23 protein-coding genes and 1 other RNA gene are annotated in these 25802 nt (G+C 40.6%); 9 read left to right on the top strand and 15 right to left on the bottom strand.

Features of this window, described 5'->3' with window-relative positions; all coding sequences use genetic code 11:
• Positions 1-66: 66 nt before the first annotated feature.
• From ABT310_RS02585 to ssrA, 3 genes are all read right to left on the bottom strand, one after another.
• A complete protein-coding gene (locus ABT310_RS02585) occupies positions 67-1638 on the bottom strand; it encodes a carboxylesterase/lipase family protein (protein WP_375325206.1) in 1572 nt (523 codons plus the stop codon).
• Between the two features lie 12 nt (positions 1639-1650).
• Positions 1651-2532 (bottom strand): hypothetical protein, encoded by an 882-nt coding sequence (locus ABT310_RS02580; RefSeq protein ID WP_375325205.1) that lies wholly within the window; start codon positions 2530-2532, stop codon positions 1651-1653.
• 716 nt (positions 2533-3248) lie between these two features.
• Positions 3249-3649: a transfer-messenger RNA gene (gene ssrA, locus ABT310_RS02575) on the bottom strand.
• Positions 3650-3991: 342 nt separating this feature from the next.
• Here ssrA and ABT310_RS02570 point away from each other — a divergent pair.
• Together ABT310_RS02570 and ABT310_RS02565 are read left to right on the top strand one after the other, a co-directional pair.
• Complete coding sequence (locus tag ABT310_RS02570) at positions 3992-5197, top strand: NAD(P)-dependent oxidoreductase (protein ID WP_375325204.1); 1206 nt, start codon at positions 3992-3994, stop codon at positions 5195-5197.
• A 122-nt stretch (positions 5198-5319) separates the two neighbouring features.
• Positions 5320-5553, top strand: a complete 234-nt coding sequence (locus ABT310_RS02565) for a hypothetical protein (RefSeq protein WP_375325203.1) — start codon at positions 5320-5322, stop codon at positions 5551-5553.
• 3 nt (positions 5554-5556) lie between these two features.
• Here ABT310_RS02565 and ABT310_RS02560 read toward each other — a convergent pair whose 3' ends face one another.
• Positions 5557-6669, bottom strand: a complete 1113-nt coding sequence (locus tag ABT310_RS02560; RefSeq protein WP_375325202.1) for an Sb-PDE family phosphodiesterase — start codon at positions 6667-6669, stop codon at positions 5557-5559.
• A gap of 209 nt (positions 6670-6878) precedes the next feature.
• Here ABT310_RS02560 and ABT310_RS02555 point away from each other — a divergent pair, with 209 nt between their 5' ends.
• Positions 6879-7337, top strand: coding sequence for a COG2426 family protein (locus ABT310_RS02555; RefSeq protein WP_375325201.1), 459 nt, complete (start codon positions 6879-6881; stop codon positions 7335-7337).
• Positions 7338-7432: 95 nt separating this feature from the next.
• Positions 7433-8302 (top strand): DUF808 domain-containing protein, encoded by an 870-nt coding sequence (locus tag ABT310_RS02550; RefSeq protein WP_375325200.1) that lies wholly within the window; start codon positions 7433-7435, stop codon positions 8300-8302.
• A gap of 55 nt (positions 8303-8357) precedes the next feature.
• Here ABT310_RS02550 and creD read toward each other — a convergent pair whose 3' ends face one another.
• Genes creD through ABT310_RS02535 form a run of 3 tightly spaced genes read right to left on the bottom strand, consistent with a single transcriptional unit; the run spans position 8358 to position 10667 of the window.
• Entirely contained in the window at positions 8358-9710 is a 1353-nt protein-coding gene (gene creD, locus ABT310_RS02545) for a cell envelope integrity protein CreD (protein ID WP_375325199.1), read from the bottom strand.
• 50 nt (positions 9711-9760) lie between these two features.
• Complete coding sequence (locus ABT310_RS02540) at positions 9761-10057, bottom strand: winged helix-turn-helix domain-containing protein (protein WP_375325198.1); 297 nt, start codon at positions 10055-10057, stop codon at positions 9761-9763.
• Between the two features lies 1 nt (position 10058).
• Positions 10059-10667 (bottom strand): hypothetical protein, encoded by a 609-nt coding sequence (locus ABT310_RS02535; protein ID WP_375325197.1) that lies wholly within the window; start codon positions 10665-10667, stop codon positions 10059-10061.
• A gap of 80 nt (positions 10668-10747) precedes the next feature.
• On the opposite strand from ABT310_RS02535, the gene ABT310_RS02530 reads away from it, so the two are divergent.
• Positions 10748-11116: a DUF1801 domain-containing protein gene (locus tag ABT310_RS02530; protein WP_375325196.1), complete on the top strand. Its 369-nt coding sequence runs from the start codon at positions 10748-10750 to the stop codon at positions 11114-11116.
• A 5-nt stretch (positions 11117-11121) separates the two neighbouring features.
• Here ABT310_RS02530 and ABT310_RS02525 read toward each other — a convergent pair whose 3' ends face one another.
• The 6 genes from ABT310_RS02525 to kdsA all read right to left on the bottom strand — a co-directional run bounded on the left by ABT310_RS02525 (position 11122) and on the right by kdsA (position 17504).
• Positions 11122-12696 carry a PepSY-associated TM helix domain-containing protein gene (locus ABT310_RS02525; RefSeq protein WP_375325195.1) on the bottom strand — a complete coding sequence of 525 codons (1575 nt, stop codon included), beginning with the start codon at positions 12694-12696 and terminating at the stop codon, positions 11122-11124.
• 4 nt (positions 12697-12700) lie between these two features.
• Complete coding sequence (locus ABT310_RS02520; RefSeq protein WP_375325194.1) at positions 12701-13000, bottom strand: hypothetical protein; 300 nt, start codon at positions 12998-13000, stop codon at positions 12701-12703.
• Positions 13001-13002: 2 nt separating this feature from the next.
• Positions 13003-13335: a hypothetical protein gene (locus ABT310_RS02515; protein WP_375325193.1), complete on the bottom strand. Its 333-nt coding sequence runs from the start codon at positions 13333-13335 to the stop codon at positions 13003-13005.
• Between the two features lie 2 nt (positions 13336-13337).
• Positions 13338-14054 (bottom strand): DUF4198 domain-containing protein, encoded by a 717-nt coding sequence (locus tag ABT310_RS02510; protein ID WP_375325192.1) that lies wholly within the window; start codon positions 14052-14054, stop codon positions 13338-13340.
• 4 nt (positions 14055-14058) lie between these two features.
• Positions 14059-16521 (bottom strand): TonB-dependent receptor domain-containing protein, encoded by a 2463-nt coding sequence (locus tag ABT310_RS02505; RefSeq protein ID WP_375325191.1) that lies wholly within the window; start codon positions 16519-16521, stop codon positions 14059-14061.
• Positions 16522-16685: 164 nt separating this feature from the next.
• The gene (kdsA, locus tag ABT310_RS02500) at positions 16686-17504 is read right to left on the bottom strand and encodes a 3-deoxy-8-phosphooctulonate synthase (RefSeq protein WP_375325190.1); all 819 of its coding nucleotides are present in this window, start codon (positions 17502-17504) and stop codon (positions 16686-16688) included.
• A 73-nt stretch (positions 17505-17577) separates the two neighbouring features.
• On the opposite strand from kdsA, the gene ABT310_RS02495 reads away from it, so the two are divergent.
• From ABT310_RS02495 to typA, 3 genes are all read left to right on the top strand, one after another.
• A complete protein-coding gene (locus ABT310_RS02495) occupies positions 17578-18159 on the top strand; it encodes a hypothetical protein (protein WP_375325189.1) in 582 nt (193 codons plus the stop codon).
• Between the two features lie 64 nt (positions 18160-18223).
• Entirely contained in the window at positions 18224-18781 is a 558-nt protein-coding gene (locus ABT310_RS02490) for a hypothetical protein (protein WP_375325188.1), read from the top strand.
• Between the two features lie 97 nt (positions 18782-18878).
• Positions 18879-20678, top strand: coding sequence for a translational GTPase TypA (gene typA / locus ABT310_RS02485; RefSeq protein WP_375325187.1), 1800 nt, complete (start codon positions 18879-18881; stop codon positions 20676-20678).
• A gap of 410 nt (positions 20679-21088) precedes the next feature.
• Here the strand turns inward: typA and ppgK are convergent, their stop codons facing one another.
• Positions 21089-21847: a polyphosphate--glucose phosphotransferase gene (gene ppgK, locus ABT310_RS02480; RefSeq protein ID WP_375326140.1), complete on the bottom strand. Its 759-nt coding sequence runs from the start codon at positions 21845-21847 to the stop codon at positions 21089-21091.
• A gap of 96 nt (positions 21848-21943) precedes the next feature.
• The gene (locus ABT310_RS02475) at positions 21944-22627 is read right to left on the bottom strand and encodes a cell division ATP-binding protein FtsE (protein WP_375325186.1); all 684 of its coding nucleotides are present in this window, start codon (positions 22625-22627) and stop codon (positions 21944-21946) included.
• 146 nt (positions 22628-22773) lie between these two features.
• On the opposite strand from ABT310_RS02475, the gene ABT310_RS02470 reads away from it, so the two are divergent.
• On the top strand, positions 22774-25797 hold the full coding sequence (locus ABT310_RS02470; protein ID WP_375325185.1) for a tetratricopeptide repeat protein: 3024 nt from the start codon (positions 22774-22776) through the stop codon (positions 25795-25797).
• The last annotated feature ends 5 nt before the right edge of the window (positions 25798-25802 follow it).

Below are 25802 nucleotides of genomic sequence, written 5' to 3'. Positions count from 1 at the left end.
ATTGAGGCAATCCGTAAGACTTGTCTAACAGGGGATGTAATGGTTGAATATTTCATGATTTTAAGCTTATTTGGCCCAAGTCATTCCTTCAGGTGTCATTCTCCATTGGAAATAACTGTCCAGTACTTTCATGGATTCTTCACTTGGTACTGGACCCGCATGGGGGTTGGTCATTAAATACAATACATCTGGATTCTCATCACTGAATTCTGGCCATTTGGGGACTCTTTCACCATTTGGATTTCCATACTTGGCAAAGTTGGTCCAATAGGTTCCCATGATTTCTTGAAGCTTAAGGTCTCCTGTCGTTGTGTTCTCATCATCCTTATTTAGATTCATGAAAGCATAGGCTACGTCTTGACCATGGGGTGAACCATACCCATACTTTGGTGAACCTTCGGGATAATCCGGGTGTTGATCAAAGTAATAGTAGTACACCTTTGAATTTCCGGTCTGTGATTGCAAACGCCCCCAAATCCAGGTTTGCCAGCCAAAAGCTGCATCCCGACTAAGATCACGAGCTGTTTTGGCGACTTTTTCTTCACCAGGTGGATAGGCTATAAGCAAAGTATCGGCATAGGGGCCATAACGTTCTTCTACACTTTTCACGTAGGCCTCTGGTTCGCCAACTCTTAAAAAGCTTGCTCCTTCATCAGAGTTATACCCTATCATTACTGGCACATCGTTATATGTACCTTCTTTGTATAGTTTTGTTTGAACGTCTGGAATTACGTATCCATCTACGATAGGCCAACCTCCTGTCATTCCCATCCCAGAAGGTAGCTCTTCGGGTGGCAACTTTCGTAATTCCTCAATTGAAGAGGCTCCTGCTTTTTCCGTAAAGGTCAACCCATCAGCTTCAGCTTGCTGTAGTGTTTTCATATTTTCACCGGGGTAGGTGGTAGGTCTGGTAGGACCGAACGAACCACCACTTTGCGAAATGGCACCATGAAATAGGCCTTTTGCCAATGGAGAAGCGCATAACATGCTCACGGCAATACCTCCAGCAGATTCACCAAAAATGGTCACTTGATTAGGGTCGCCCCCAAAGGCTGAAATGTTTTCTTGAATCCACTCCAGTGCTGCAATTTGGTCGAGCAAACCATAGTTTCCGGATACATCGTTGGGACTTTCCTCACTTAACTCAGGATGTGCAAGAAAACCAATGGTGCCAACACGGTAGGCTATACTTACCAAGACAACATCTTTTTGGGCCAAGTTAGCCCCATCATGAACGGGGTAGGCGGTAGACCCACCTCCAAATCCACCTCCGTAGATCCATACCAAAACGGGTAATTTTTCATCGAAAGATTTTGCTGGGGTCCATATATTCAGGTAGAGGCAATCTTCACTTTTTCCTCCGGGAGGATTACCGCCCTGAAAGGGGGAAGGGGCAAACTCAGTTGTTTGTTTTACGCCTTCCCAAGATTCTAAAGGTTGTGGAGGTTTCCACCTAAGTTCACCAACGGGAGGTGCGGCAAAAGGGATGCCCTTAAAAATGGTTAAACTATCCTCTACGGTACCCTGAACAATCCCGCCTGATACTTTTACCTGGGTGGGGTCTGAGATAGTGCAAGAGTTTAAAAAGCATACAGCAACAACAAAAACCAATACATAGGTTTTGATAAAATATTTCATCGTCCTTAATTTTTAGTTGAAATTCTTGCTCTCCAAGGTCCAACCTGGGTAGTCCGAAAGGTCACTATCTACAAATAAGGAGGCATTGTCCGATTTATCTTTTAGTTGCCAATCCAACCAATCCAAGGCCATGTCAGAAAATGACCCGCCATATTGTTCAGCAAAGGTTCCCATATGACCACCTTCAAGTAGATTGGCAAAGGCAACGGGAACATTGTTTAGGTTTGCGTAGTCTTTTACAGCATTAGAATATGCTACATCAGACTCGCCACCTATAATATAAAGTATGGGCTGTGATACATTTTTTAATGTTTCTGGGGAAGCATCGGCCATTGTCATTTCACCGATACCAGAGTTGTACATAATAGCGGTCTTTACCCTTGGGTCTTTGGCCGTGGCCAGTACATGGCAACCACCACATGATTGTCCTCCTGTAGCAATTTTGTTAAGATCTATGGTGTTGTGGTAATCCGACTTCTTCAACGCATTTTGTTCTGCTAACCAGTCCATGGCAGCTAGCATCATGGAGCCATCAGTTTTGTTAAGTTCACGGTCTTTGAGGTCAGCCTGAAGTGCTCCAAGAGCTACTACAATATAACCATGTGAAGCAATGTCCGTAAGTACTTTTTCATGGGTGATTGAAGTGTCGTTACAACCTCCATTGGCAAAAACGAAAATTGGAAGCTTCCCTTCTTTTTTTACAGCTTTTTTTATGTTTTCAGGCCTATAGACAACATAATTGGATAATGATTCTTCTGTAACCGCAATAGATTTATAAGGACCGCTACCTCCGTTATCGATTAATTTGGACTTTACAATTTGGGTATATCCTAAAATGCAGGTGAGCAGAGCGACAAATAATGATGCGCTTTTTTTTCTTAAAAAAATGTTCATTTGAGGGTTTGGTTTAGATATAATTGTTAATGTGCCCTCTAAAAATACAATTTATTTATAATAAATGTAATAAATACACATATTAATTTTGTGATTCGTCTTTTAATTGATGTAACTGGTGCTCAGTGTTAAAGGAAAACTAGTGAGGCAAGGAATACTTCGTAAAATGTTTCAATTTAAGTTGGTAATGTTCATAAGCGGGTGATTCTTTTAAAGGGGATTCAAAAACATCGTAAGCCTATAATGTACAGTGCCCATAAAGCGATTCAAGTTGTAGGGTTCACAAATTTTCCTTTCTACCTGTTCATCTATGAGTCCTATTTTATAAGGTCAATTATTTAAATATTGCGGTAATCAATAATATATCAAGTGATTTAAACTTAAGATCAACTGCAAATTTGACCCAAGTAGGCATGAAAAATTTTCAAATCAGGTTTTTGAGAGGGGTCAATTTTTACATTTCATATTGCCACGGTATTCCGGTTAAGCAATATTATCATTCGAGGGAGGCAAAAGCTTTTTTAATTTGTTGGAAGATTTTAATGTCTATGGTAGTTTTTTAGTGTCAAAAAAAAACAGGTTCCTTGGATAGTAGTATGCGTGCTTTTACCCTAATCACAAAATATTGGGAGATTTAGAACTGATTTTTGAAACGAAAAACACCAGATCTGTTTATTAATAATTTACAGATCTGGTATTTTGTTTTTATACTATTTCAGTGGAGCCGGAGGGATTCGAACCCTCGTCCAAACAAGCAATAACTAGGCTTTCTACATGCTTAGTTTTGGTTCAATTTTCGACGCACGACCGACCCAAAACAGCCTATCGTACGCTTAGCTTCTTAAGTTTTACGACCTTATCGAAGCTATAAGATCGCTATGTTGACTTTTATGGTGCCCCAAAAAAGACCGCCATCAACAAGGGCTGTCAAGGGACATTCAGCTTGCGCGCCTTGCGCGCCGAGGCTTGGACTTACTATAATTCAGTCAATTAAGCAGCTAAAGCGTAGTTAGACTCGCCATTTAAAAAAGTTGAGACATTGAATTAACGAGCATCATTCCCATAGCTCGACATGCTTACATAACCATTGGTCTCGCTGTCAAAACCAGTCGGCCCCATAATGAGATGGCAAATCAATGATTTGCGTAATCGAATTTTGCCCTGAGCATAGTCGAAGGGCCTAGAATCCGAAGATTTCACTCATTTTTTTATCAAAGAACAAATCCTGCACTGAGCGCAGTCGAAGTGTTGGCGTTTCCCCCACTCGCTACACTTGTGGTGGTTGGGCTATCGGCTTTATCTTTTTCTGTCATTTCGAGCGCAGTCGAAAAACAGAAAAAGGATACCACCTCTATCCCTAACGCGGGCGGCAAAGGTAACTTATATCTTCAAAACACAAAAAGTTTGCGCTATCTATCCAATACCCTTATTTTGGTCAATAATTATACCAAAGCAGTTTATGAAATTCGGAATTATTCGCGAACGTAAAAATCCGCCAGATCGCAGGGTGGTTTTGTCTCCATCAGAATGTCAAAATGTCTTGGAACAGTTTCCAGAGGCAGAAATTTTGGTGGAATCGTCACCCATCCGAACTTTTTCCGATGCAGAATACACAGAAAAAGGCTTGTTGGTCGGTGATGATATGGAATCCTGCGATGTGCTTTTGGGGGTAAAAGAAGTGCCTATTGATGCTTTGGTAGCCAATAAAAAATATTTTTTCTTTTCCCACACCATAAAAAAACAACCTTATAATAGGGATTTATTGTGCGCCATTCTCCAAAAAAATATTGAGCTGTATGATCATGAGGTCATAACCAATTCAAAAGGGCAACGGTTGGTAGCTTTCGGGCGGTATGCGGGAATAGTGGGCGCCTACAACGGATTCCGAGCTTATGGATTAAAATACGGTTTGTTCAAATTGCCCAAAGCCGAAAATCGTAAGGACCAACAGGCGTTGATAGCGGAACTTAAAAAAATTAAACTACCCAACATCAAAATCCTTTTAACAGGAAAGGGGAGGGTAGGCAATGGCGCCAAAGAAATGTTGGACGGTATGGGGTTAATGAAAGTTGGTGTGGACGATTATCTGCACAAAACTTTTACCGAACCGGTGTACTGCCAAATAGATGCCGCTGAATACAATAAAAGAAAAGATGGGGTTCGTGGAAGCAAGATCGATTTCTTCCAAAACCCTGGAGATTATCAATCCAATTTCTTTCGTTTTGCCAAAGCAACCGATTTCTACATTGCCGGACACTTTTATGGGGATGGAGCGCCCTATTTGTATACCCGTGAAGATGCCAAACAGCCTGATTTTAAAATTAAAGTGGTCGCAGATATCAGTTGCGATATCGATGGCCCGGTAGCATCCACCATAAAGCCATCAACCATTGCGGACCCCATTTATGGGTACAATCCAGTGACTGAAAGCGAGGATGATTTTAAAAAGGAAGATGTAATTGCCGTCATGGCCGTGGATAATTTGCCTTGCGAACTGCCTAGGGATGCCAGTGTTGGGTTCGGTGAAGCCTTTTCTAAATATGTGATCCCAGCATTTTTTGATGGCGATGCCGATGGAATTTTGGAACGAGCCAGAATGACCCAAAATGGTCAACTGACACCACGATATGGTTACCTTCAAAACTACGTTGACGGGAAAGAATAGACCGAAAATCGAGAATTATCAACAAGGGGGTTGTAATGTATTGTTTTTTGGTATATTGTACATCCTATACTTGCGATAAAGTGAAGTTTAACTGGTTATTTTCTGGAGATGACAATCCAGCAATGAAACGGACTTGTATTGACCTCGAGTACAAGTTAAGACCAAGAATCACAAAGTTCCTTCTTTCAAAGTTGGACAGTGATTATTCTGGCGATTTTTCTCGTTTTTGCTTTGATGTGGATGTGGACCGTAAATGGGTGACCATTTCCGATAATACCCCAAAGGAATTGATCAGTAAAATCTGGGCCGATTTTGATGCGGCAATCAATGGCGCTCCTTTTCCTTCCGTAGCCTGATTTTTAGTTCGCATTAATGTCCCAACGAATAATTGCTTGTTCTTTCGGTGCAACATAAGCGCTCAACGCCTTTAAGGTGAGGGTGATATTTTCCTTTTTTTCCAAGGTTTTAATATTAAGCGTTTTGGTTTCACCAGCAGGAAGGGTAAATACCGGTGAGCTGGAATAGAAAGTATATTCCATTTGATTTTCGAACAAGAGGTCACTGCTGGTCACATTCTTAACCGTAACTTCCAAAATAGAAGTTTTATCAATGTATTCCGCTTTTTCAATAACCACACTGGCTTTGAGCAAGGGCACCAAATTTTCCTTTTTTCCCACAAACAATGAATTGAACACAGCAACCGTCCTGCCGGCAAACAAAGCTTCTTTCATCGATTGAGGGGTTCTCTCCTTGGCAAAAACCAAAGTTACAGGTCGGTCTATCCCTTTTCCTACATAATCCCAATCGATTAATCCATGAATATCACTGGTTCCCATAATGGTCAAATTGTTTTCCAAGGCCAATGCCAACGACTCCTCGGCATAATCCCCAACATTGATCACTTCGATACCATGCAATTCCCCATTTTTGATGCGTTCTTTTTGAAAATCGCTCAAAATCGGATTACCAGTTGGCGATTGTGCGTACCAAGCCGGATGGTTCCAAAACACAAATGCCCCTTGTTTTTTTGCCTCTTCGAAGGCATTTTCAGCTTTATTGTTCAACAACTTGTTCGCATCATCAATAAAAATGGCATTACTGTGCCCCATGGGCGCCTGCCTGGTTATTTCCGAACCATGAATGATCAATAGGTCGTGGTCTTGGGCTTCTTTTAGGGCGATTTCATAGGAACGGTTTCGGTCTGGATGCGGAATATCTTCTTTATGGGGTTGATATTCCAAGTGTTCTGTCAAAGAAATCACATCAAGATTATCGCGCAGTGCTTCGCCGACCCTAATGGTTGGCCAAACATCACCATCAGAAAATACGGTATGCTGGTGTAGGTCCGTTTTTAAAGTAATATATCCTGGAACATCTGGAAATTCAAGGGCCCTTGAACTTTTATGAGTGTGTTCCTGTGATAAAAGACTGACCGTGGTAAAAAATGCGATAAAAAAGGATTGGAATTTCATGTTGATGGTTTTTTCAAAACTAAAAAACTTTAGTAGTGATTTAACCACTACGATCACATTTTACAAACTGTTAACCTGTACGTAAAGTTGTTGGGGAATTGCTTTAAAAAATGACATTTGAAAAATCACAATTAATAAATTTTTAAGGAACGAAAACACACCACTATGCAAAATCATCACTAGGTTTGCTAGCTTAAAACCTCGACACCTTGCACATTGACTTGATCATTGCAGCGCTTTGGAGCCTTTCCCCATTTGGTGAGGCCAAAGTGGGCATTCCTTATGGAATGTACCAAGGGGTGAACGTGTACCTTGTGTTTGTTGTGTGCTTTGCAGCCAATGTGGCCGTATTTCCTTTGATGATGTTCTTTTTAAAGTACATTAATCGTCACCTGATCAAATGGCGATTCTACAAAAAATCCGCCGTTTATGTCGGCCAACGTGCCAAAAAAAGTTCGGGCAAGAACATACAGCGCTTTGGGTTTATGGGCATCGTGCTCTTTGTGATGATTCCATTGCCGGGAACAGGTGTTTATGCCGGAAGTATTGCTTCGTACATATTTAAAATGAAAAAACGACAGGCCTTCGCGGCCAATACGATTGGAATTTTCTTTTCCTCACTTATAATTTGGGTAGCCACCCTAATGTCCATGAAAGGTGTTTCGTAAAAACGAATTTTATTACACAAGGTTTACTGCGGTTAGGGTTTGATTTATTTATTTTGTTCCCAACGTAGACATAACACTAACCTTAAATTTTTTCTATGGCTTCTGGTTTTTTTGCCGTGTTGGATGATATTTCCGCATTGATGGACGATGTGGCAACCATGAGTAAAATTGCAACTAAAAAAACAGCGGGTATTTTGGGCGATGACTTGGCGGTAAATGCCGAAAAAGCAACCGGGTTTTTATCCAGTCGTGAAATTCCAGTGCTTTGGGCGATTACCAAAGGTTCTTTTTTGAACAAGTTGATCATTCTTCCTGTCGCTTTTTTGTTGAGTGCTTATTTACCCGTGGCCATTACCGTTATCTTAATTTTAGGCGGAGTTTATTTGGCGTATGAAGGAGCGGAGAAAGTTTACGAATATATTTTTCACCGTAAGGAAGAAGGGCATAAAAAACGTATAAATGAGGTGCCAGAAGAAAAATTGCCCGAATTGGAAAAACAAAAGATCAAAGAGGCCATCGTAACCGATTTTATACTGTCCATAGAAATTGTAATTATAGCACTGAGTACGGTGGTCAATGAATCATTGACCGTTCAGATTGTATCGGTATCGGTTGTGGCAATTATAGCCACTGTAGGAGTTTATGGCATTGTTGCTTTGATTGTTCGAATGGATGATTATGGGTATCGCCTCATCAATTTGAATAAAGAAACCGATAGTTTTTCAGATAATGTGGGAAAAGTTTTGGTGAGTGCACTTCCAAAGGTTATAAAAGGATTGTCCATTGTGGGAACCTTGGCCTTGTTACTGGTTTCTGGAGGTATATTTAACCATAACATTGAATTTTTCCACCATTTGTTTCCAAGTCTGCCCACCTTACTCAAGGATTTTATTTTTGGACTTGTCATTGGTTTTGCTGCTCTTTTTTTACTGAAGTTGCTGAAAAAGTTGTTTAAGCGTAGTTAAGTGGTTTCGAAAAGGAGCAAACTGCCCTGGAAATCCCAGAGCAGTCCACTGGTTTTTAATTTGCAAGTTGTCCCGACCAATCAATCTTTCTTGAGGTAAACATAATGGTGGCCAAAATCACGAAAAGTCCAATACTTCCAACCAAAAGCGCATAATCTTCCAGTTGAATAATCACAAAAATGAATGAGTAAAGCCCTAACATCGAGCCCAAAATCAACATTGTAAATTTTGTGCTTTTTAGAATTGATCTTGAATAAACCGTTATTAATGAAACTACGGCTATCCCTGAAATCAAATAGGCAAAAAGATAGTTTTTGTGCTCGGAAATGGATATTAAAAGAGTATAAAACAAGACCAAGGCCAAACCAATCATTAAATATTGGAATGGATGAATTGGTATTTTACTGCTTATTTGAATCAATAGAAAAACTAAAAGGGTTAGACCAATAATCATAAAGCCATATTTACTGGTTCGAGATGTTTTTTGATAATCATCTACCGGAATCAAAAATTCTGTACCAAAGGCAAATTCTGTGAGTTGCGGTAGGGTGTCAAAAAATGACTGTCCAAACCTTCTATTGGTTTCGAGAACTTGCCATTGTGCTTCAAAACCGTTTTCTGAAATTTTCTTTCCTTCTGTACTAGGTAAAAAATTGCCATTAAAACTTGGGGAGTGCCAATTGGACTTCATGTCCACCTTGGTTTCCTTACCAACAGGGACATATTGCAAGCGATTACTGCCATTTATTGAGATATTGGATTCAAATTTTAGTTTATTGTTTTGAATTTCTTTAAGGTTCACAATAAAACCGGATTCAAGTGTATTCATGTATGCATTGTCGAACTTGGGCTTTAAATCATATTTGTGATTGTTGAAATTAATGGCAACAGTGTTTCGAATGCCTTTTAAATTGCTCACCTTATATAAAATGGTAGCTTTATCCCAAAGCATGTCCTTGTCCTCAATATCCGTTTCAGTAAGGTCCAGTGTGGAAAAACTACCTTTAATATTGGAGTCGGCAGTGTACACGACGGATTTATATATGCCACGTTCCAATGGTTGAGTGGTGACGTTAGCGTTTACGTCGAGTTCATCTGGAAAGAAATAAGCCTCATGCTTTACTGCTTTTTGAGTCTTTAGAAAAGTTTTGGTTTTTTCATCGAATACTTTTTCTTCTACATATTGATGGTAGGGCACTTTTAAAATAGGGCCGTTGATAATAACTTCTTCACCCCATTTGGTATTGATTTCTGAAATTACTTCACGTTGTCTTTGGCCTCGTTCGCGAATAAGGTCATCTACAAAGCCCAAAGGAATCAATAGAACTAAGATCAGGAATCCAACCGTGATCATTTTTGCTGATATAGAGTTTTTTAGCCAATTTCCGATGCGTTTTTGTGGTGTCATATTTATTAATTTAAAGAACTTTGAAAAACAAAGTGAATTGATAAAAAAATTTAGTTTTGATTCTTAATTATTTGCTCAAGAGCGGCAATATGCTTTTTAAAAGCCTGTTTGCCCAGTACGGTAAGTGAATATTTGGTGTTGGGTTTTTTTCCAATGAACGATTTTTCAATTTTTATGTATTCTGCTTTCTCCAAAGTCTTGGTATGGCTTGCCAAATTACCATCGGTAACATCCAAAAGTTCCTTAAGGCGATTAAAATCAACATCATCATTGACCATTAAAATGGACATAATACCCAATCGAATTCGATGGTCGAATAGTTTGTTGATATTATCAATTAGCCCCATATTATCGCTTTTCCTCTTTAAAATGCATTATTGTGCCATATACAATGTGCAAAATACCGAATCCTAATACCCAAAACCAAAACCCGTAACCTGGAAATGCAGCACAGATCAATCCGATCACGATTTGACTGTAACCAAGGTATTTTACCGTGCCAATGGTATATTTTGATGCGTTGATTAATGCTAATCCATAAAAAATAAGCATTAATGAAGCAGTAAGACCATAATGTCTACTATTAAGTTTGATTAGGATATAAATACCTCCAGTAATTAAAGGGACAAAAAAGTTGATCAACAATCTTTTTGTGGTGTCATCCCATATTTTTTCATTATTTCGTTTTGCTTTTCTCGTAGTGAGTAAATAGGCAGTAACAAAACTTAGAACTGCTACCAATATTAGGATACCAATTAAAAATTTGAAGTGAATACTACTTATGGTAATGGGTTCACCCTTTGTGGGAAGAAGGAATAAATAAGCAATTGTTGCTCCAGCTATGGCATAAATTCCAGCTAGTATACCAGAAAGGCCTGTAAGCGATATAAATCGGGAGGAACGACTCATCATGTCCTTGATCTGCGTTATATCCTCCAAGTATTTTTTTGAATCCATATTAAAGTACTTTGAAAATCAAAGTTAAAATAAAAATTGAATAAAAATAATTTTTTTGAATATTGGTATAATTTTAGCCTATGAACCCGGCCGAAGAATATATCATCAACCAGAAAGAACCTTACCGAAGCATTTTATTGCATCTAAAAGCTGTAATCGAGTCTGTTGTTCCTAATGTGGACATGAAATATAAATGGAGTATCCCTTGCTTTTATGCAGGCAAACAGCCTATTTGCTATTTAAATGTGTCCCAAAAAAAGAAGTATGTGGATATTGCTTTTTGGAATTCGGCCCATTTGACACTGCATTTGGATAAAATGGTCAATGAAAACCGAAAGGTGGTCAAATCCCTTCGCTATTTTTCATTGGAAGAGATTGATCAAGAAGTGTTGATGGAAGTTTTACAGGAATGCCACTCCCTTAAGCACAAGGGTTTTTATAAGAGATAAGTTTTTTAAACTGCTTTACTTGCGACTTTCCCTGTTTCTTTCTTGCCTAATTTGAAGAAAGCGACCCAAAGGGACACAATCCCCAGAATCAGCCAAAGCAAATCCACCAATAGAATGTGCTGGTAACCATTTTTATAGGTGACCCACATCCAATTGCCCGATGCAATTCCATTGGCAATCGGAACCAGCAAGCCCAAAATACCACCAGAGATCAACGTCCATTTGTTGGTAAAAGCAATATCCTTTTTAAGGATAAAGAACACGGTGGCCACCAACCAAATCGGAAAATACGTTTGGTACAAGAAACCCATGTTCACTGTTGGCGCAAACTTTACGATAATAAATTCCAAAGCGGTAACGGGAAGTAGGGTAAGGCAAATGGCCATATACCAATTGGCCACTTGTTGGTTGAACTTTCTACGTTTTTCTGGAATATTCTTTTTATCACGTGCCACGAGCCAAATCATTATTCCCGATAGAATCACAAAACAGGAAACCAATCCGAGGATAAAAGAAATCACCCGTAGCCCATAGCCTGCGTAATCGCCAAAATGGAGTCGGAACATCATATTTTTCACCCCATCCAAATAGGAAGTTGGGGCAATCGGTACTTTTTCTTGTGCTATGGAACCATCAGCTACTTTGTAAATGCGGTAGCCCAAGCCGTTCAATTTGGTATCATATCCAAGATATCCACTAATGGCAGCGTGCATGTTCTGGTCGCCGTAATTGAAAATATGCGTCTCCGTGACCCGAAAATCGCCCCATTCTTCTTTCATCTCCGCAACGTATTGATCCAGATTGATGGTCTTTTCCAATTTTTCATTCTGGAATTCATAAACGGGATGGTTATATTCCAAATCTTCGTACAATTTGTTTTGATCACCATCATACAGTCCCATCACCATCGGAAGCACCAAAATACCTTTGAGTAAAAAGAAGGCTCCCGTTACGGCATACACCAACTGAAATGGAAATCCTATCACACCCAGTGCTGTATGGGCATCCGTCCACATGGTTTTGAGTTTGGCCCACGGCCTGAAGGTGTAAAAGTTGGAAACGATCTTGTTCCAATGCACCAAGATTCCTGTTATAATCGCAAACAGAAACAAGAAAGCCACAAACCCCGCCAAGGTCCTGCCGTAAGGGTAGGGGATTTGATCCAAGAAGTGGAGGCGGTACAGGAATTCCCCCAAATGGTAATTACTGGCATAGCTATCGGTTTTGGCCTTGGACTCCGGGTCCAAGTAGAAAAATACAGGCGCTTTGTCCTCCTCCGAAGCCAATGAATCTTTCGAAGTGCCCAAGTTGACGGAAATACTCCGTTCATTATAATAATGTCTCAACTCCACATCCCGACCGTACAAATAGTATTCTTTGGAGAGATCGTTAAGATGCCCATCCACACTTCCGGGCAATGCATCTTCTTGACTAACGGAATGTCCGCGCTGCCAATTGGCAATTTCATCCCTAAAAAAAGAAAAAGATCCTGTGAAGAATATTACGTAAAGTGCAACGCTGATCACAATACCGCTTACGGTATGGGTATGGAACAATATATTGTAGATGCGGTTTCCCATAGGTTTAAACAAGTGGGTTGGTTTGGTTTCCAAAATAAAATAAGACAAAGAGGGCCAAGCTGGCCAAAAGGTAAATGCCCCAGACTTTCCAGCCGTTCTTGCCCAAAAAAGCAACAACCATTAAAACGGCCCAAAGAATAAAGGCCGAAAAAGTGCTGGTGATGATCACTGCTATGTGATTGAACCAACTAGCCAAGGCCATATGAAACAAAACTGCAACAATAAATCCACCCAAAATAGCTGCGGTTATTTTTGCAAATCGTTGCGAAGGTGATGGGGTCAAATATTTTTTGTTGGCTGGCATACTTAAAACAATAAGGTTTCAAAAAGGATGGAGCATAAAAAAAGAGTGCCCAGAAAACGGTAATTCAACAATTGTAAGGGAGCTAAGAGGATCACCAAACTTGAAATGGTCATCAAGAGAATGAAAAAGGTGAACGTACCCGAACCGAATCCCCAGTGATAGCAGCTAAGCCCCAATGATAAAATCATTAGGGCCAAACCGATATATATTGCTGTCTTTCTATGCTCAGCGATAGATGGTTCAAAGCCAAGATTTCCCACTGCCGACATTTTTTTTGATGTACTGTACAGCAGATAAAAGGAAATAAAAGTGAGAAGGGAAATTCCTGTGGCCATGCTTATGGTGTTATGCAATAGGTGGCACAATGCCAAATAAATTCATAAGCCTCACCATGGTAAGTGCCTGGAATTTCTTCCTTTGTTGTGGTCTCCACAATGTACTTGGTGTCCCAAGGCAAGGCAAAGGAAACCTCCCCATTGTCGTCGGTGTACAAGGTTTTGGACCATAGGTCGGAAACATAGACCTTAAGCTCGTTTTCGGCGATGGGTTCGCCCTTGTACAATACCTGAAGTCTGATTTCGTCTCCATCCGTTTCCAATTGCTTTACCACAATTCCATCGGGATTTGCGGTTTTCGTGTCGCCATCGGTTCCCACTTGAACTTTAGCAGTGGAATGATAGTGCGTCTTGAAAATCCCGAAATCGTATTGTGTATAATCGATCACATCAATTTCATTGTTGTTCAAAGCAATGGTGTACACGCCCTTCTGAGATGGGGTAAAGCTCGCGAGATAAAATTCTTCCATAGCTTCAGTGCTCAATTCGGTCTTGGTGCCATCGGGAGCAATTACCCAAAGGGTAAACTTGGAAACCGAAGGAAAGGCTTCTCCGTTCACTTTTTCGATAACACCATAAGTGTATTCGCCATAGTGCACACGGACTTCCTGCGCTTGCCCCAAGGCTCCGGTGCCGTTTGTTTCTATCCATAAATAATGGGCTGAGGCCGACAGTACGGGCAATGTTATGAGCAATAAGGTTGCAAAAAGTTTTTTCATTTTCTTAGAATTTATAGGTAAAGTTGGCAGAAAGACTTCTCAAGTTTTGAGGACTGATGGTAGACCAGCCTTTGTAATAGTCTTTGTTGGCAATGTTGTCCAGTTTCAAAGTGATTCTGAAGTCTCTTGCATCATAAAAAGCAGATGCATTTAGAATGGTGTACTCATCAATAGTAAATGTACCGTTAGATCTATTAAAGATTTTGTTCTCGCTGGCGTAGTTACCTCCAAATCCAATTCCAAAGTTTTCCAAGGTGCCTTGAGTGAATCGATAGCTTGCCCAAACATTGGCCAAGTTCATTGGACCTGCACTTTCGGGTCTGAACCCTGTAAAGCTTGCTGCCCCTTCTACCAATTGGCTATCGTTGTAGCTGTAGCCTGCCACAATGTTCAATCCGTCAACTGGAGAGGCGATCACGCTCGCTTCAAAACCTTTGCTGGTCTGTTCGCCATTTTGGGTGTAGAAGTAGTTGTCGGCATCGGTATCGATACGTTGCGCCATATCACTAACGGTAATGTCGTAGTAGCTCAAGGTGGCGGAAAGTTTATCGTTGAACAAGTTCAATTTGGTACCTACCTCAAACTGGTTGGCATGCTCTGGATTTAATGCCCTAACGGAGGTGTTTCCGTCGGATAGCTCGGTTACGGGAGCTATGTTGCTAAACCCGTTCATGTAGTTGGCGAATAGGGAAACTTTGTTCAAAATAGGCTGATATACCACTCCGAATTTTGGAGAAAAAGCCGTTTGATTGTACCCGTCGTTGGAGAAACGATCCACACGCAAACTGGCCATGGCAGACAATTCAGGCAATAGATTGATTACGTTGGAAGCGTAGGCACTGAAAATTTCTTGTTCTGCCTCACTAAATTGTGCTCCCGGATTGGCCAGTGTGGCAATTCCGGCATCGGCACCAGCTTGAGTCAAAACACCAGAGTCGTACAGTCCAGTTCCCATTGGAGTTCCGAAATAATCGTGTAGGGCAGGGACCACAGCTTGAAATTCATTTGGATTGGCTCCTACGTAAATGAAACCTTGGTTTCCGTAGCCTGTGCTGTTATTGATGGTTCTTGTTTTGAGGTAATCCAGTCCTACCACCAAACGGTTGCGCATGGTCCCGATGTTGAAATCCCCAATAAAATTCTGTTGAATATCGGTTCCCAAGGTTTCGGAGTTTTGGTTACTGGTGTAGCGCGCCAAGATGATACCATCTTCCAGCGGAGTTTCTGAAAGCCCTTCCACGGTTGAGGTTATCTCGTACAAGTAGGAGTAGTACCCATCCGATTTTGCATTGGATCTAGAAATTACGGTTTGGGAGGTCCAGGAATTACTCAAAATAAAGTTCATTTGACCTTGGAAACTGTAGGTTGGGGTGTCTATATACAAATCGTTACTAGTGTACGAGCGTTTGTAATCGTATCCCAATTCATCCAAATTGGTCACGCGAAGTGGCGAACCACGGTCTAGGAATAGCATGGTTTGGTTAGTGCTTCTGCCGTTATAGAATTCTGTGTTGATGTTGAACGAAAGTCTGTCACTTGCCTGAAATGCCAATGATGGCGCAAAAAAGAACGATTTTCTAAACCCAGCATCTTGATAGCTGTTTTGAGTATGGTATGAAGTATTAACCCGGAGCGCAATGTTATTCTGGTTGCCCAAGGTGGTGTTTACATCGGCGGTTACCCTGTTCAATCCATAGCTCCCTGAAGTGTAGGAGATATTTCCTCCAAAACCGTAGAAAGGTTTTTTGGTGTTGATGTTGATCAAACCACCGTAAGAAATTAAACTACTGCCGTACAGGGTTCCCGATGGGCCTTTGATCACTTCGATGGACTCTATATTGGCAGGGTCGGGACTGCCATTGGTCAGACCGGGCAATCCATTGATCATGGTAGGTTGCACGGCAAAACCGCGAAGGGAGAAATAGCCTGCCCCATCGTTTCCTCTACCGGTTGATTCCCACAGCTTATCGATACCTGGTGCATTTTTAAGGGCATCATCAAAATTGGTCACTACTTGGTCCTGCAACAATTCGGTGGAGATAGAATTGTACACCTGTGGGTTTTCAATGTCCTTTAAGGGCATTTTGGACACATAAACACTTGCTTTACGGGCAAATTTGTTTACTTGGTTGCCTTCCACCACAACTTCATTGAGTTGCTCTTGGCGTTCCACCAAAGTAATGGTCTGTACGTTTGTGGTCTGATCGGCATAAACAGTCACTGTTTTGTTCTGTGTACCAAAACCAACCATAGAAAACGTCAAAGTGTAGGAGCCAGGGGCAAGGTCGGATATTTCATAGTTCCCTGAATAATTTGTGTTTGTCCCTAAACTGGTATTGGAAACTGCAATGTTAACATTGGCCAAGGGGTTGTTTCGTTGGTCCGTTACTTTTCCAGTTACATTTCCTGATTGAGCTTGTGCAATGGAATAGAATGCGAAGCAAAGAATGAGTAGTATATGTTTCATTTTATTATTTATAATTAGTCTAAATAAATAGTTAAGGCAAATGTAAAAGCCAATAATTATTTATCCAAAATATATTTAGACTAATTATAAATAAAGAATTTGAGTTTGATTTATTTGTCTGTTAGACAAGGTTTTGTGTCGAAAATTTTAACAATTTACGTAGCTTAAAGCGTATTGATTGTTTTCCTGATGGCTGTTAGATCGGTAAGTAGCTTTTCCAATAAACTTAAATCCAGCATATTGGCGCCATCACTTTTGGCGTTGGCAGGATCAAAATGGGTTTCCATAAAAAGTCCGTCTACCCCTGCTGCGATTCCTGCTCTGGACATGGTACCGATTAATGCGGGTCTTCCGCCTGTTACCCCAGAAGATTGATTGGGTTGCTGTAGGGAGTGGGTCACATCCAATACTACTGGTGCGTATTGCTTCATGGTTGGGATTCCTCTAAAGTCAACAATCATATCTTGATAGCCGAACATGGTGCCCCGGTCGGTGATAATCGCTTGTTCATTGCCAATTTCCGTCACCTTGGTCACGGCATGTTTCATACTTTCGGGACTCATAAACTGTCCTTTTTTCAAATTGACGACTTTCCCCGTTTCGGCCGCAGCAACGACCAAATCGGTTTGGCGAACCAAAAATGCGGGAATCTGAAGTACATCCACATACTCCGCAGCCATGGCTGCATCAGAAATTTCGTGGATATCGGTAACGGTAGGCACTTTAAAAGTTTCAGAGACTTTTCTCAAAATTTTCAAGGCCTTTTCATCCCCAATCCCTGTGAAAGAATCAATACGACTTCGATTGGCCTTTTTAAAACTTCCCTTAAAAATATAAGGGATTTCAAGTTTATCGGTAATCGAAACCACTTTCTCCGCAATTCGCATCGCCATTTCCTCACCCTCAATGGCACAAGGTCCTGCCAGTAGAAAAAAGTTATCGCCTTCCGAATGTTTTATCTGAGGAATTTTGGTCAAGTCCATTTCTTAAAGTTTGCACAAATATAGTATTAAACCATGGTATACTTTTTAGATTTATCAAGATAAACTACTAACCATGAAGTATACTTTTCTATTGTTTGCACTTTGTTTATTCCCCGTCGTTTTACAAGCTCAATGGCAAGAAAGGGGCGGAACCTTCGATTTGATTCATCTGGAACGACACCAATTCAAGTTGGATTTATTGAGCCCGGGTTTTACCTATGAGCTGGGACTTTTTAAAAACCAAAGCGTATCTACTAGCCTAGGTTTGGCCACAGCGACCTATGAAGAAGGTTATGCCTTTGGATTGGCCAGCAACAATAGGTACCGCTATTATCACAATTTTAGAAGACGGGAAGATTTGGGGAAAAACACTTCGGGTAATTCTGCCAACTATATTGCGGCAGCCCAAGCCATTTTCTTTTCCCAACTGCGAATTTCAACCAATATAGAGGGGCCAGATGATTTTAATCTTGGATTTTATGGCATGGTCTATGGCATTCAACGAACCTATAAAAGCGGGTTTAATTTTAATGTGGAATTGGGTGCTGGTTTTTATAAGGGAGATGGTATTCCCGACGGTTATGGGCCTTTGTTCAATTTTACGTTCGGTTGGGTGGCCACTAAAAGAAAATCCAGAGAACCGGTTTTCGACTAAAGAAACCTTTTTCACATACTATTTTTCCAAACCAAAGGTTATAATAGTACCAAATTAACCTACAATGCGTCGCTTACTTCTTTTGGTATTCCTTTTAGTGGGATATTTTATGCAGGCCCAATATGGCAAAAACTGTGAAATACGTCAGTTTAAGCTCAATATTTTCAATCCCGGAATTGAATACGAAATGGCTGTGGGTGTTAACAGTACTTTGGATTTTCGAGTAGCATGGCAAGCTGCTTTGGAACCTGCAAGTGAGGCCCCTATTGAAAACTTTGATTTTTTTCCGGCCATCACGGTTCAGAACCGATACTACCACAATTTAAATAGTAGAGAAAGACGAAGAAGGTCCATTTATGGTAATTCAGGAAATTATTTGGCGCCTTCCGCTGCGATTTTTTCTCCCGGTAAACGCACCGTAGAGGGCCGGATAGTGGATGGGGTTCACGGTTATGGTGGGTTGGTTTATGGGATTCAACGCAGTTATGATTCTGGTTTTAGTTTCTCTATCGATGCTGGTGCAGGCTATTATGTTGGACCCTTTAAAGGCGCAATTCAACCAGTGGTTAACCTTAGTATTGGGTGGATTATCAGCGAAAAGCGATGGTGTGTGGGTTTGTAGGTGTGGAACTTCCACAAAATCAATAAGATAAAAATAACATTTAGGAGTATTGACAAGTGAAAAATAGCAGTATCTTTGCGGGCTTAAAATTCAGGTTATGTCCAAGATAAAGAATATTGCAATCATTGCTCACGTAGACCACGGTAAGACTACCTTGGTGGATAAAATCATGTACCATTGCCAGTTGTTCCGAGATAACGAGAACAAAGGAGATTTGATCTTGGACAACAATGATTTGGAAAGGGAACGTGGAATTACCATCGTATCCAAGAACGTTTCGGTAGTATATAAAGACACAAAAATCAATATAATAGATACTCCTGGTCACGCCGATTTTGGTGGTGAGGTAGAGCGTGTTTTGAACATGGCCGACGGTGTGCTGTTGTTGGTTGATGCCTTTGAGGGCCCAATGCCACAGACCCGTTTTGTACTTCAAAAAGCTATCGACCTTGGCTTAAAGCCATGTGTGGTTATCAATAAAGTAGATAAAGAAAACTGTACTCCAGAAGAAGTTCACGAAAAAGTATTCGATTTAATGTTCGAATTGGGAGCAGAGGAATGGCAGTTGGATTTTCCAACGGTTTATGGTTCTGCAAAGAACAACTGGATGGGAGAGGATTGGCAAACACCAACCGACAATATCGAACCGTTGTTGGATATGGTGATTGAACATGTTCCAGAATTCAAACCAGAACAAGGAACTACCCAAATGTTGATTACCTCCTTGGATTTCTCCTCATTTACAGGAAGAATTGCGATTGGTAGATTGCAAAGAGGTACCCTTCGTGAAGGACAACAAGTTTCTTTGGTAAAAAGGGATGGAAGTATTGTGAAGACCAGAATCAAGGAACTCTTCACTTTTGAAGGTTTAGGCCGAATCAAAGTGCAAGAAGTGGTTGCCGGAGATATTTGTGCCATTGTGGGTATGGAAGGATTTGAAATTGGTGATACCGTTGCCGATCTTGAAAATCCAGAAAAATTGAAAACCATCGCTATCGACGAGCCAACTATGAGCATGTTGTTCACCATTAACGATAGCCCTTTCTTTGGTAAGGATGGAAAATTTGTGACTTCAAGACACATCAAGGAAAGATTGGAGAAAGAGTTGGAGAAAAACTTGGCCCTACGTGTTCAAGAAACGGATAGTGCCGATAAATTCATGGTATTTGGACGTGGGGTATTGCACCTTTCCGTTTTGATTGAGACTATGCGTCGTGAAGGTTATGAACTTCAGATTGGACAGCCACAGGTAATCATTAGAGAGATTGATGGTGTAAAATGTGAGCCTGTTGAGCACTTGACCATCGATTTGCCTGAAGAAGTTTCTGGTAAAGCTGTGGAAATGGTGTCTATCCGAAAAGGAGAAATGATCAGTATGGAGGCCAAAGGTTCCCGTATGATCTGTGAATTTATGATTCCATCGAGAGGTATCATCGGTTTGCGTAACCAATTGTTGACCGCAACCGCCGGGGAGGCCATTATGGCACACCGCTTTAAAGAATATCAACCTTTAAAGGGAGAAATCGCACAGCGATTGAACGGTTCTTTGGTTTCCATGGAAAATGGAACTGCAATACCTTATTCTATCGATAAATTGCAAGAAAGAGGTAAGTTCTTTATTGATCCGGGAGAGGATATTTATGAGGGACAGGTGATTGGTGAAAACTCTCGTCAAGACGATATGACAGTAAACGTTACCAAGACCAAAAAACTGTCCAACGTTCGTTCTTCTGGAGCTGATGAAAAAGCTAAGATTGTTCCTGCCATCAAATTCTCTTTGGAAGAAGCATTGGAATACATCCAGAAAGATGAGTACGTTGAGGTGACTCCAAACCACTTGAGACTTAGAAAAATCTACTTGAAAGAAGTGGACCGAAAAAGAAATAAGGTGATTTAATCAAAATACACTTTAAAATAAATATAAAGCGAATGAGGGTATCTTCATTCGCTTTTTTATTTTGATTTCTGTCATTTCGAACGAATGTGAGAAATCTTTTAACTCAGACCCGTTTCAGGGATTCGTTAACTTGAGATTCCGAAGCGAGTTCGGAATGACGTTCTTTGCAATGAATCAGTAATTGACTAGAATGGCACGAATTATTACGAATACTTTCTCGAAAAAAGATTCCTCATTCGCTTTGCTTCTTCAGAATGACACTGCTTTTTCTCTTGAATTTTATTCAAGCGAAAGATGTGTTCTGTCATTCCGTGCTTTGACACGGAATCCATTATTGTTAAACTAAGGATTCAGAATCTTAAGATTCTTCACTTTGTTCAGAATGACATTATTTAATCTGGTCAAAAAGACTATTGCAAATGTCCATGGTGTTGCTCACGCAAACACGCAACAGCAGCCCCGATGATTCCTGCATGGTTCATCAATTCGGCTTTGATCACTTTGGTTTCAATATCGATATGATGACTGAATTCTTCCCAGTTTTTTGAAGTTCCACCCCCTACAATAATAAGGTCTGGGCTTACAATCAGCTCCACAAACTGTAAAAACTTATTGAATCGTTTGCCCCATTTTTCAAAACTGAGATTTTCTCTTTCTTTGGCAGAAGCAGCAGCCCAAGCTTCAATTTTCTTGTGTTTTTTGTACGGGATTTGCCCCAATTCAAAATTAGGGATAAGCACACCGTTTAAAAACGCGCCACTTCCCAAACCAGTTCCAATGGTGATCATAATGACCAAACCATCTTTCCCTTTGCCCACTCCATAATTCATGGAAGCGTAGCCAGCGGCATCCGCATCATTAAGTACAGTAAATTCATGACCGGTATACTCGGTAAATAATTCATCAATGTTTACACCTACCCAACTTTTATGAAGATTGCCAGGAGATAAGCAAACCCCATTTTTTACAATGGATGGAAATCCACAGCCTACAGGGCCTTTATAATCAAAATGATCCACAATTTTGGCCACAACTTTGGCCATGGCCTTGGGTTTTTTGGATTTTGGGGTTGGAATTCTAAAACGTTCGGTAAGCATTTCACCGGTTTCGGCGTTGACCAAGGCACCTTTTATGCCCGATCCACCAATATCAATACCTAGTATCTCCATAAAGGGAAGCAAGATTAGTTTAGACAAAGAAACAAAAACTTTTTTTGTCCTTGTAATTTCATGGATAAACCACCAAATGAATAAGGTTTAAGGCAATTAAATAGCTTTTTGAATCACCTCAAAAAGTTTACTGCCATCGCATTTCAAAGTTTTGTGCGGATACTTCAAAATCAAGGCATAATCGTGGGTGGCCATAATAATGGTACGCCCATTTTGGTTAATGTCCTGAAGCACTTTCATTACCTCTACACTGGTTTGCGGATCCAAGTTTCCTGTAGGCTCATCGGCCAAAATAAGTTCCGGGTCGTTTAATAGGGCTCGTGCAATGGCAATCCGTTGCTGTTCACCTCCAGAAAGTTCATGCGGAAACTTAAAACCTTTGGTTTTCATGCCCACCTTGTCCAAAACTTCCTCAATTTTGTCTTTCATCTTAATAGGGTCCGTCCATCCCGTAGCTTTGAGCACAAACTCAAGGTTGTTGTTGATATTTCGGTCGGGCAGTAATTTAAAATCTTGGAAAACGATGCCCAATTTTCTCCGTAAAAAGGGAATGTCTTTTTCTTTTAGAGTGGCCAAATCAAAATCCACCACTTGCCCAGTACCTTGTTTAAAGGGAATATCCGCATACAAGGTTTTCATAAAACTACTCTTTCCGCTGCCCGTTTTTCCGATCACATACACAAAATCTCCTTTTTTTACTTCAAGGTTGATATGGTTGAGCACCAAATTTTCGTTTTGGAAAACGGCTACATCTTGTAATTTTACGATCGTCTCAGGCATATTGTTGCTTTATAGAATAAAGGTACTAAGTTCTAAAATTATTCCTCATTTTCGTTTCACCAAATTTTACAACTTTGTATACCAATATACTTTGGCCTTAATTTTGACGTTATGAATAAAGTCAATCGAGAACAGCTTAGAACACTATGAATCGAAAAAACCTCCTAGTTATTCCCATTTTAATGGGAACTTTTTTTGCAGCATTCGCTCAAGAAACTCAAATATATACCCACGAAAACAAAGCCTATCAAGATGCATTGGCACTCTACAACAATGAGCAGTACCAAGCGGCGCAAAACATTTTTGAGTCGGTAAAGGCGACCACCAAGGATGGTGAAACAGAGGCCAACAGTGCTTATTATGCCGCCAATGCCGCCATTCGATTGAATCAGCGTGGTGCAGATAAGTTGATGGAAGATTTTGTGGAACGATACCCAACTTCGACCAAAAGAAATTCCGCTTTTTTAGATGTGGCCGATTACTATTTTGAAACCGGAAAATACCCCTACGCCTTAAAATGGTATAAAAAAGTAGATGAAACTTCCATGCCGTATTCGGAGCGTGACCGATATAATTTTAATAATGGATATGCTTTGTACGCTTCCAAACGTCCACAAGAGGCTGAGCGATATTTAAATAAGGTGACCACCTCCCAAAAATATGGTTCACAGGCCAAATATTATTTGGGGTACATTGCATATGAGCAAGATGATTATAGTTCTGCAAGTGCTCGTTTCGACCAAATTCAAGATCCTGAATTGTTGGATGAGAAGCTAACGTATTATCAGGCAGATTTGAATTTTAAACTCGGTAAGTTCCAAGAAGCGATTGATTTGGCTAAAAAACAATTGGCAAAATCCAACCGACAGGAAGTTTCAGAATTGAACAAGATTATTGGGGAGAGTTATTTCAACTTGGAACAATATGCCGAGGCCATTCCATATTTGGGGGAATATAAGGGGAAACGTGGCAAATGGAATAATACCGACTACTATTTACTCGGGTACAGCCATTATAAATTGGGCGATTATCAAAATGCGATTCAACAGTTCAATAAAATTATTGACGGAAATAATGCGGTTTCCCAAAATGCCTATTACCACTTGGCAGAATGCTATTTAAAGTTGGATAAAAAGTCGGAGGCTTTGAATGCGTTTCGAAATGCTTCACAAATGGATTTCAGTCAAGAAATTCAAAAAGATGCCTGGTTGAACTATGCTCGATTGAGCTACGAAATTGGAAATGCCTATGAACCCGTTCCACAGGTGTTGACCACTTATTTGGAAACCTATCCAAAGGATGAAAATCAACTGGAAATCCAAGAACTTTTGGTGGACTCTTACATTACTTCAAGAAACTTTGAGGGAGCCATGGAGCTTTTAGAGAAGAACAAAAACTACGCAAGCAAGGAAACTTACCAAAAAGTGGCCTATTACCGTGGAGTGGAACTTTTTATTGATGGTGATCATGAAGGTGCTTGGGAACGTTTCGATAAATCATTGAAAAGCGCAGACAATGCTACTTTTGAGGCCCGTGCATTGTATTGGAAAGCAGAATCGGCTTACCGAATGAATCGTTTTGAAGAAGCCTTGGTGGATTTTGTGCGATTCCAGAATACTGCTGCTGCAACATCACTGCCCGAATATGAGCAACTGGATTACAATTTGGGGTATTCCTATTTCAAATTGAAAGATTACAATAATGCCATATCCTATTTTCAAAATGTGGTGAGCTCCAATGCCATTGACGACGAAAGAAAGAATGATGGGTATTTGCGATTGGGAGACAGCTATTTTGTGAACAGCAAGTATCAATTGGCAAAGAAAGCGTACGATGCTTCATCAAAAATGAATGGTCCAGAACGCGATTATGCGGCCTTTCAAAAAACACTTTGTGATGGTTTTTTGGGTAACAATTCAGCCAAAATTGACGGTCTCAACCAGTTTTTGAGCATGTTCCCAACATCATCATTACGTGATGATGCCTTGTTTGAATTGGGGAACTCCTACATTCAAAACAACCAAGAAAATTTAGGATTGCAAACCTACGACCGAATCGTTTCTGAATTCTCTGGAAGTAAGTTTGCCCCTAGAGGATTGCTGCGTGCAGGATTGGTGCACTACAATGCGAGTCGAAACGATCAAGCGCTGGACAAACTGAAAGAAGTGGTTCAAAAATACCCGAATACCCAAGAGGCCAAACAAGCAGTGGCCACAGCAAAATTGGTGTATGTGGATGAAGTTCGTGTGAGCGAATATGCTGCTTGGGCCAGAAACTTGGATTTTGTGGAAGTGACCGATGCCGAACTCGACAATGCCAGTTTTGAATCGGCAGAAAGAAAACAAATTGAGGGCAAGACCGATGCTGCCATTCGCGGATACGAAGATTACGCTGTGCAATTTCCTAACGGATTGCATATTCAAAGTGTGAACTTTGCCTTGGCACAACTCTATTTTGCAAAAGGGCAGAAAGATCAAGCTTTGCCAAAATATAAGGCCGTTGCCGATAGTGGAACTGGCGAATACACCGAACAAGCCTTAACCCGGGTTTGTGAAATTTATGTGGAAAAGCAAGATTACAAGAGTGCCATTCCCTATTTGGAAAAATTGGAAAATACGGCTGGAATTGTGGAGAACAGAACTTTTGCACAGTCCAATTTGATGAAAGGGTATTACGGTCAAAAAAAATATACACAAACCATTGCCTATGCTGAAAAAGTGTTGAAAGCACCAAAAATTGATGATCGGATTAAGAGTGATGCCCAGATTATGATTGCGCGTTCTGCCATTGCAACGGATAATGAGCGTTTGGCCAAAACGGCATACAATGAAGTACAGCAAATTGCTTCAGGGGAACTAGCTGCAGAAGCATGGTACTACGATGCTTATTTTAAGAATAAAGAGGAAGATTTTGAGGCTTCGAATACCTCCGTTCAAAAATTGGCCAAAGATTATGCGGCCTATAAAGAATGGGCAGGAAAAGGTTTGGTGATCATGGCCAAGAACTTCTACAATTTAGGTGATGCTTTCCAGGCCACCTACATTTTGGAAAGTGTGATTTCGAACTTTTCCGAATTTGAGGATATCGTTTCGGATGCAGAGAATGAGTTGGCCACTATTAAGGCCAAAGAAGCAGAAAGCAATTCATCCGTAGATCCCAACCAAAACTAAACGAG

Source organism: Flagellimonas cixiensis (assembly GCF_042134615.1).
In the GTDB taxonomy this organism is placed as follows: domain Bacteria; phylum Bacteroidota; class Bacteroidia; order Flavobacteriales; family Flavobacteriaceae; genus Flagellimonas; species Flagellimonas cixiensis.
This window is presented reverse-complemented; position numbering and strand designations above follow the sequence as displayed.

Bases quoted from the DNA above. Each gene is read 5' to 3' on its own strand.
- ABT310_RS02565 (WP_375325203.1), top strand. From the start codon at position 5,320: ATGAAACGGACTTGTATTGACCTCGAGTACAAGTTAAGACCAAGAATC.
- ABT310_RS02570 (WP_375325204.1), top strand. From the start codon at position 3,992: ATGAAATTCGGAATTATTCGCGAACGTAAAAATCCGCCAGATCGCAGG.
- ppgK (WP_375326140.1), bottom strand. From the start codon at position 21,847: ATGGAGATACTAGGTATTGATATTGGTGGATCGGGCATAAAAGGTGCC.
- ABT310_RS02490 (WP_375325188.1), top strand. From the start codon at position 18,224: ATGCGTCGCTTACTTCTTTTGGTATTCCTTTTAGTGGGATATTTTATG.
- ABT310_RS02580 (WP_375325205.1), bottom strand. From the start codon at position 2,532: ATGAACATTTTTTTAAGAAAAAAAAGCGCATCATTATTTGTCGCTCTG.
- typA (WP_375325187.1), top strand. From the start codon at position 18,879: ATGTCCAAGATAAAGAATATTGCAATCATTGCTCACGTAGACCACGGT.
- ABT310_RS02550 (WP_375325200.1), top strand. From the start codon at position 7,433: ATGGCTTCTGGTTTTTTTGCCGTGTTGGATGATATTTCCGCATTGATG.
- kdsA (WP_375325190.1), bottom strand. From the start codon at position 17,504: ATGGACTTGACCAAAATTCCTCAGATAAAACATTCGGAAGGCGATAAC.
- ABT310_RS02530 (WP_375325196.1), top strand. From the start codon at position 10,748: ATGAACCCGGCCGAAGAATATATCATCAACCAGAAAGAACCTTACCGA.
- ABT310_RS02475 (WP_375325186.1), bottom strand. From the start codon at position 22,627: ATGCCTGAGACGATCGTAAAATTACAAGATGTAGCCGTTTTCCAAAAC.
- ABT310_RS02515 (WP_375325193.1), bottom strand. From the start codon at position 13,335: ATGGCCACAGGAATTTCCCTTCTCACTTTTATTTCCTTTTATCTGCTG.
- ABT310_RS02560 (WP_375325202.1), bottom strand. From the start codon at position 6,669: ATGAAATTCCAATCCTTTTTTATCGCATTTTTTACCACGGTCAGTCTT.
- ABT310_RS02470 (WP_375325185.1), top strand. From the start codon at position 22,774: ATGAATCGAAAAAACCTCCTAGTTATTCCCATTTTAATGGGAACTTTT.
- ABT310_RS02520 (WP_375325194.1), bottom strand. From the start codon at position 13,000: ATGCCAGCCAACAAAAAATATTTGACCCCATCACCTTCGCAACGATTT.
- ABT310_RS02525 (WP_375325195.1), bottom strand. From the start codon at position 12,696: ATGGGAAACCGCATCTACAATATATTGTTCCATACCCATACCGTAAGC.
- ABT310_RS02585 (WP_375325206.1), bottom strand. From the start codon at position 1,638: ATGAAATATTTTATCAAAACCTATGTATTGGTTTTTGTTGTTGCTGTA.
- ABT310_RS02510 (WP_375325192.1), bottom strand. From the start codon at position 14,054: ATGAAAAAACTTTTTGCAACCTTATTGCTCATAACATTGCCCGTACTG.
- ABT310_RS02540 (WP_375325198.1), bottom strand. From the start codon at position 10,057: ATGGGGCTAATTGATAATATCAACAAACTATTCGACCATCGAATTCGA.
- ABT310_RS02535 (WP_375325197.1), bottom strand. From the start codon at position 10,667: ATGGATTCAAAAAAATACTTGGAGGATATAACGCAGATCAAGGACATG.
- creD (WP_375325199.1), bottom strand. From the start codon at position 9,710: ATGACACCACAAAAACGCATCGGAAATTGGCTAAAAAACTCTATATCA.
- ABT310_RS02505 (WP_375325191.1), bottom strand. From the start codon at position 16,521: ATGAAACATATACTACTCATTCTTTGCTTCGCATTCTATTCCATTGCA.
- ABT310_RS02495 (WP_375325189.1), top strand. From the start codon at position 17,578: ATGAAGTATACTTTTCTATTGTTTGCACTTTGTTTATTCCCCGTCGTT.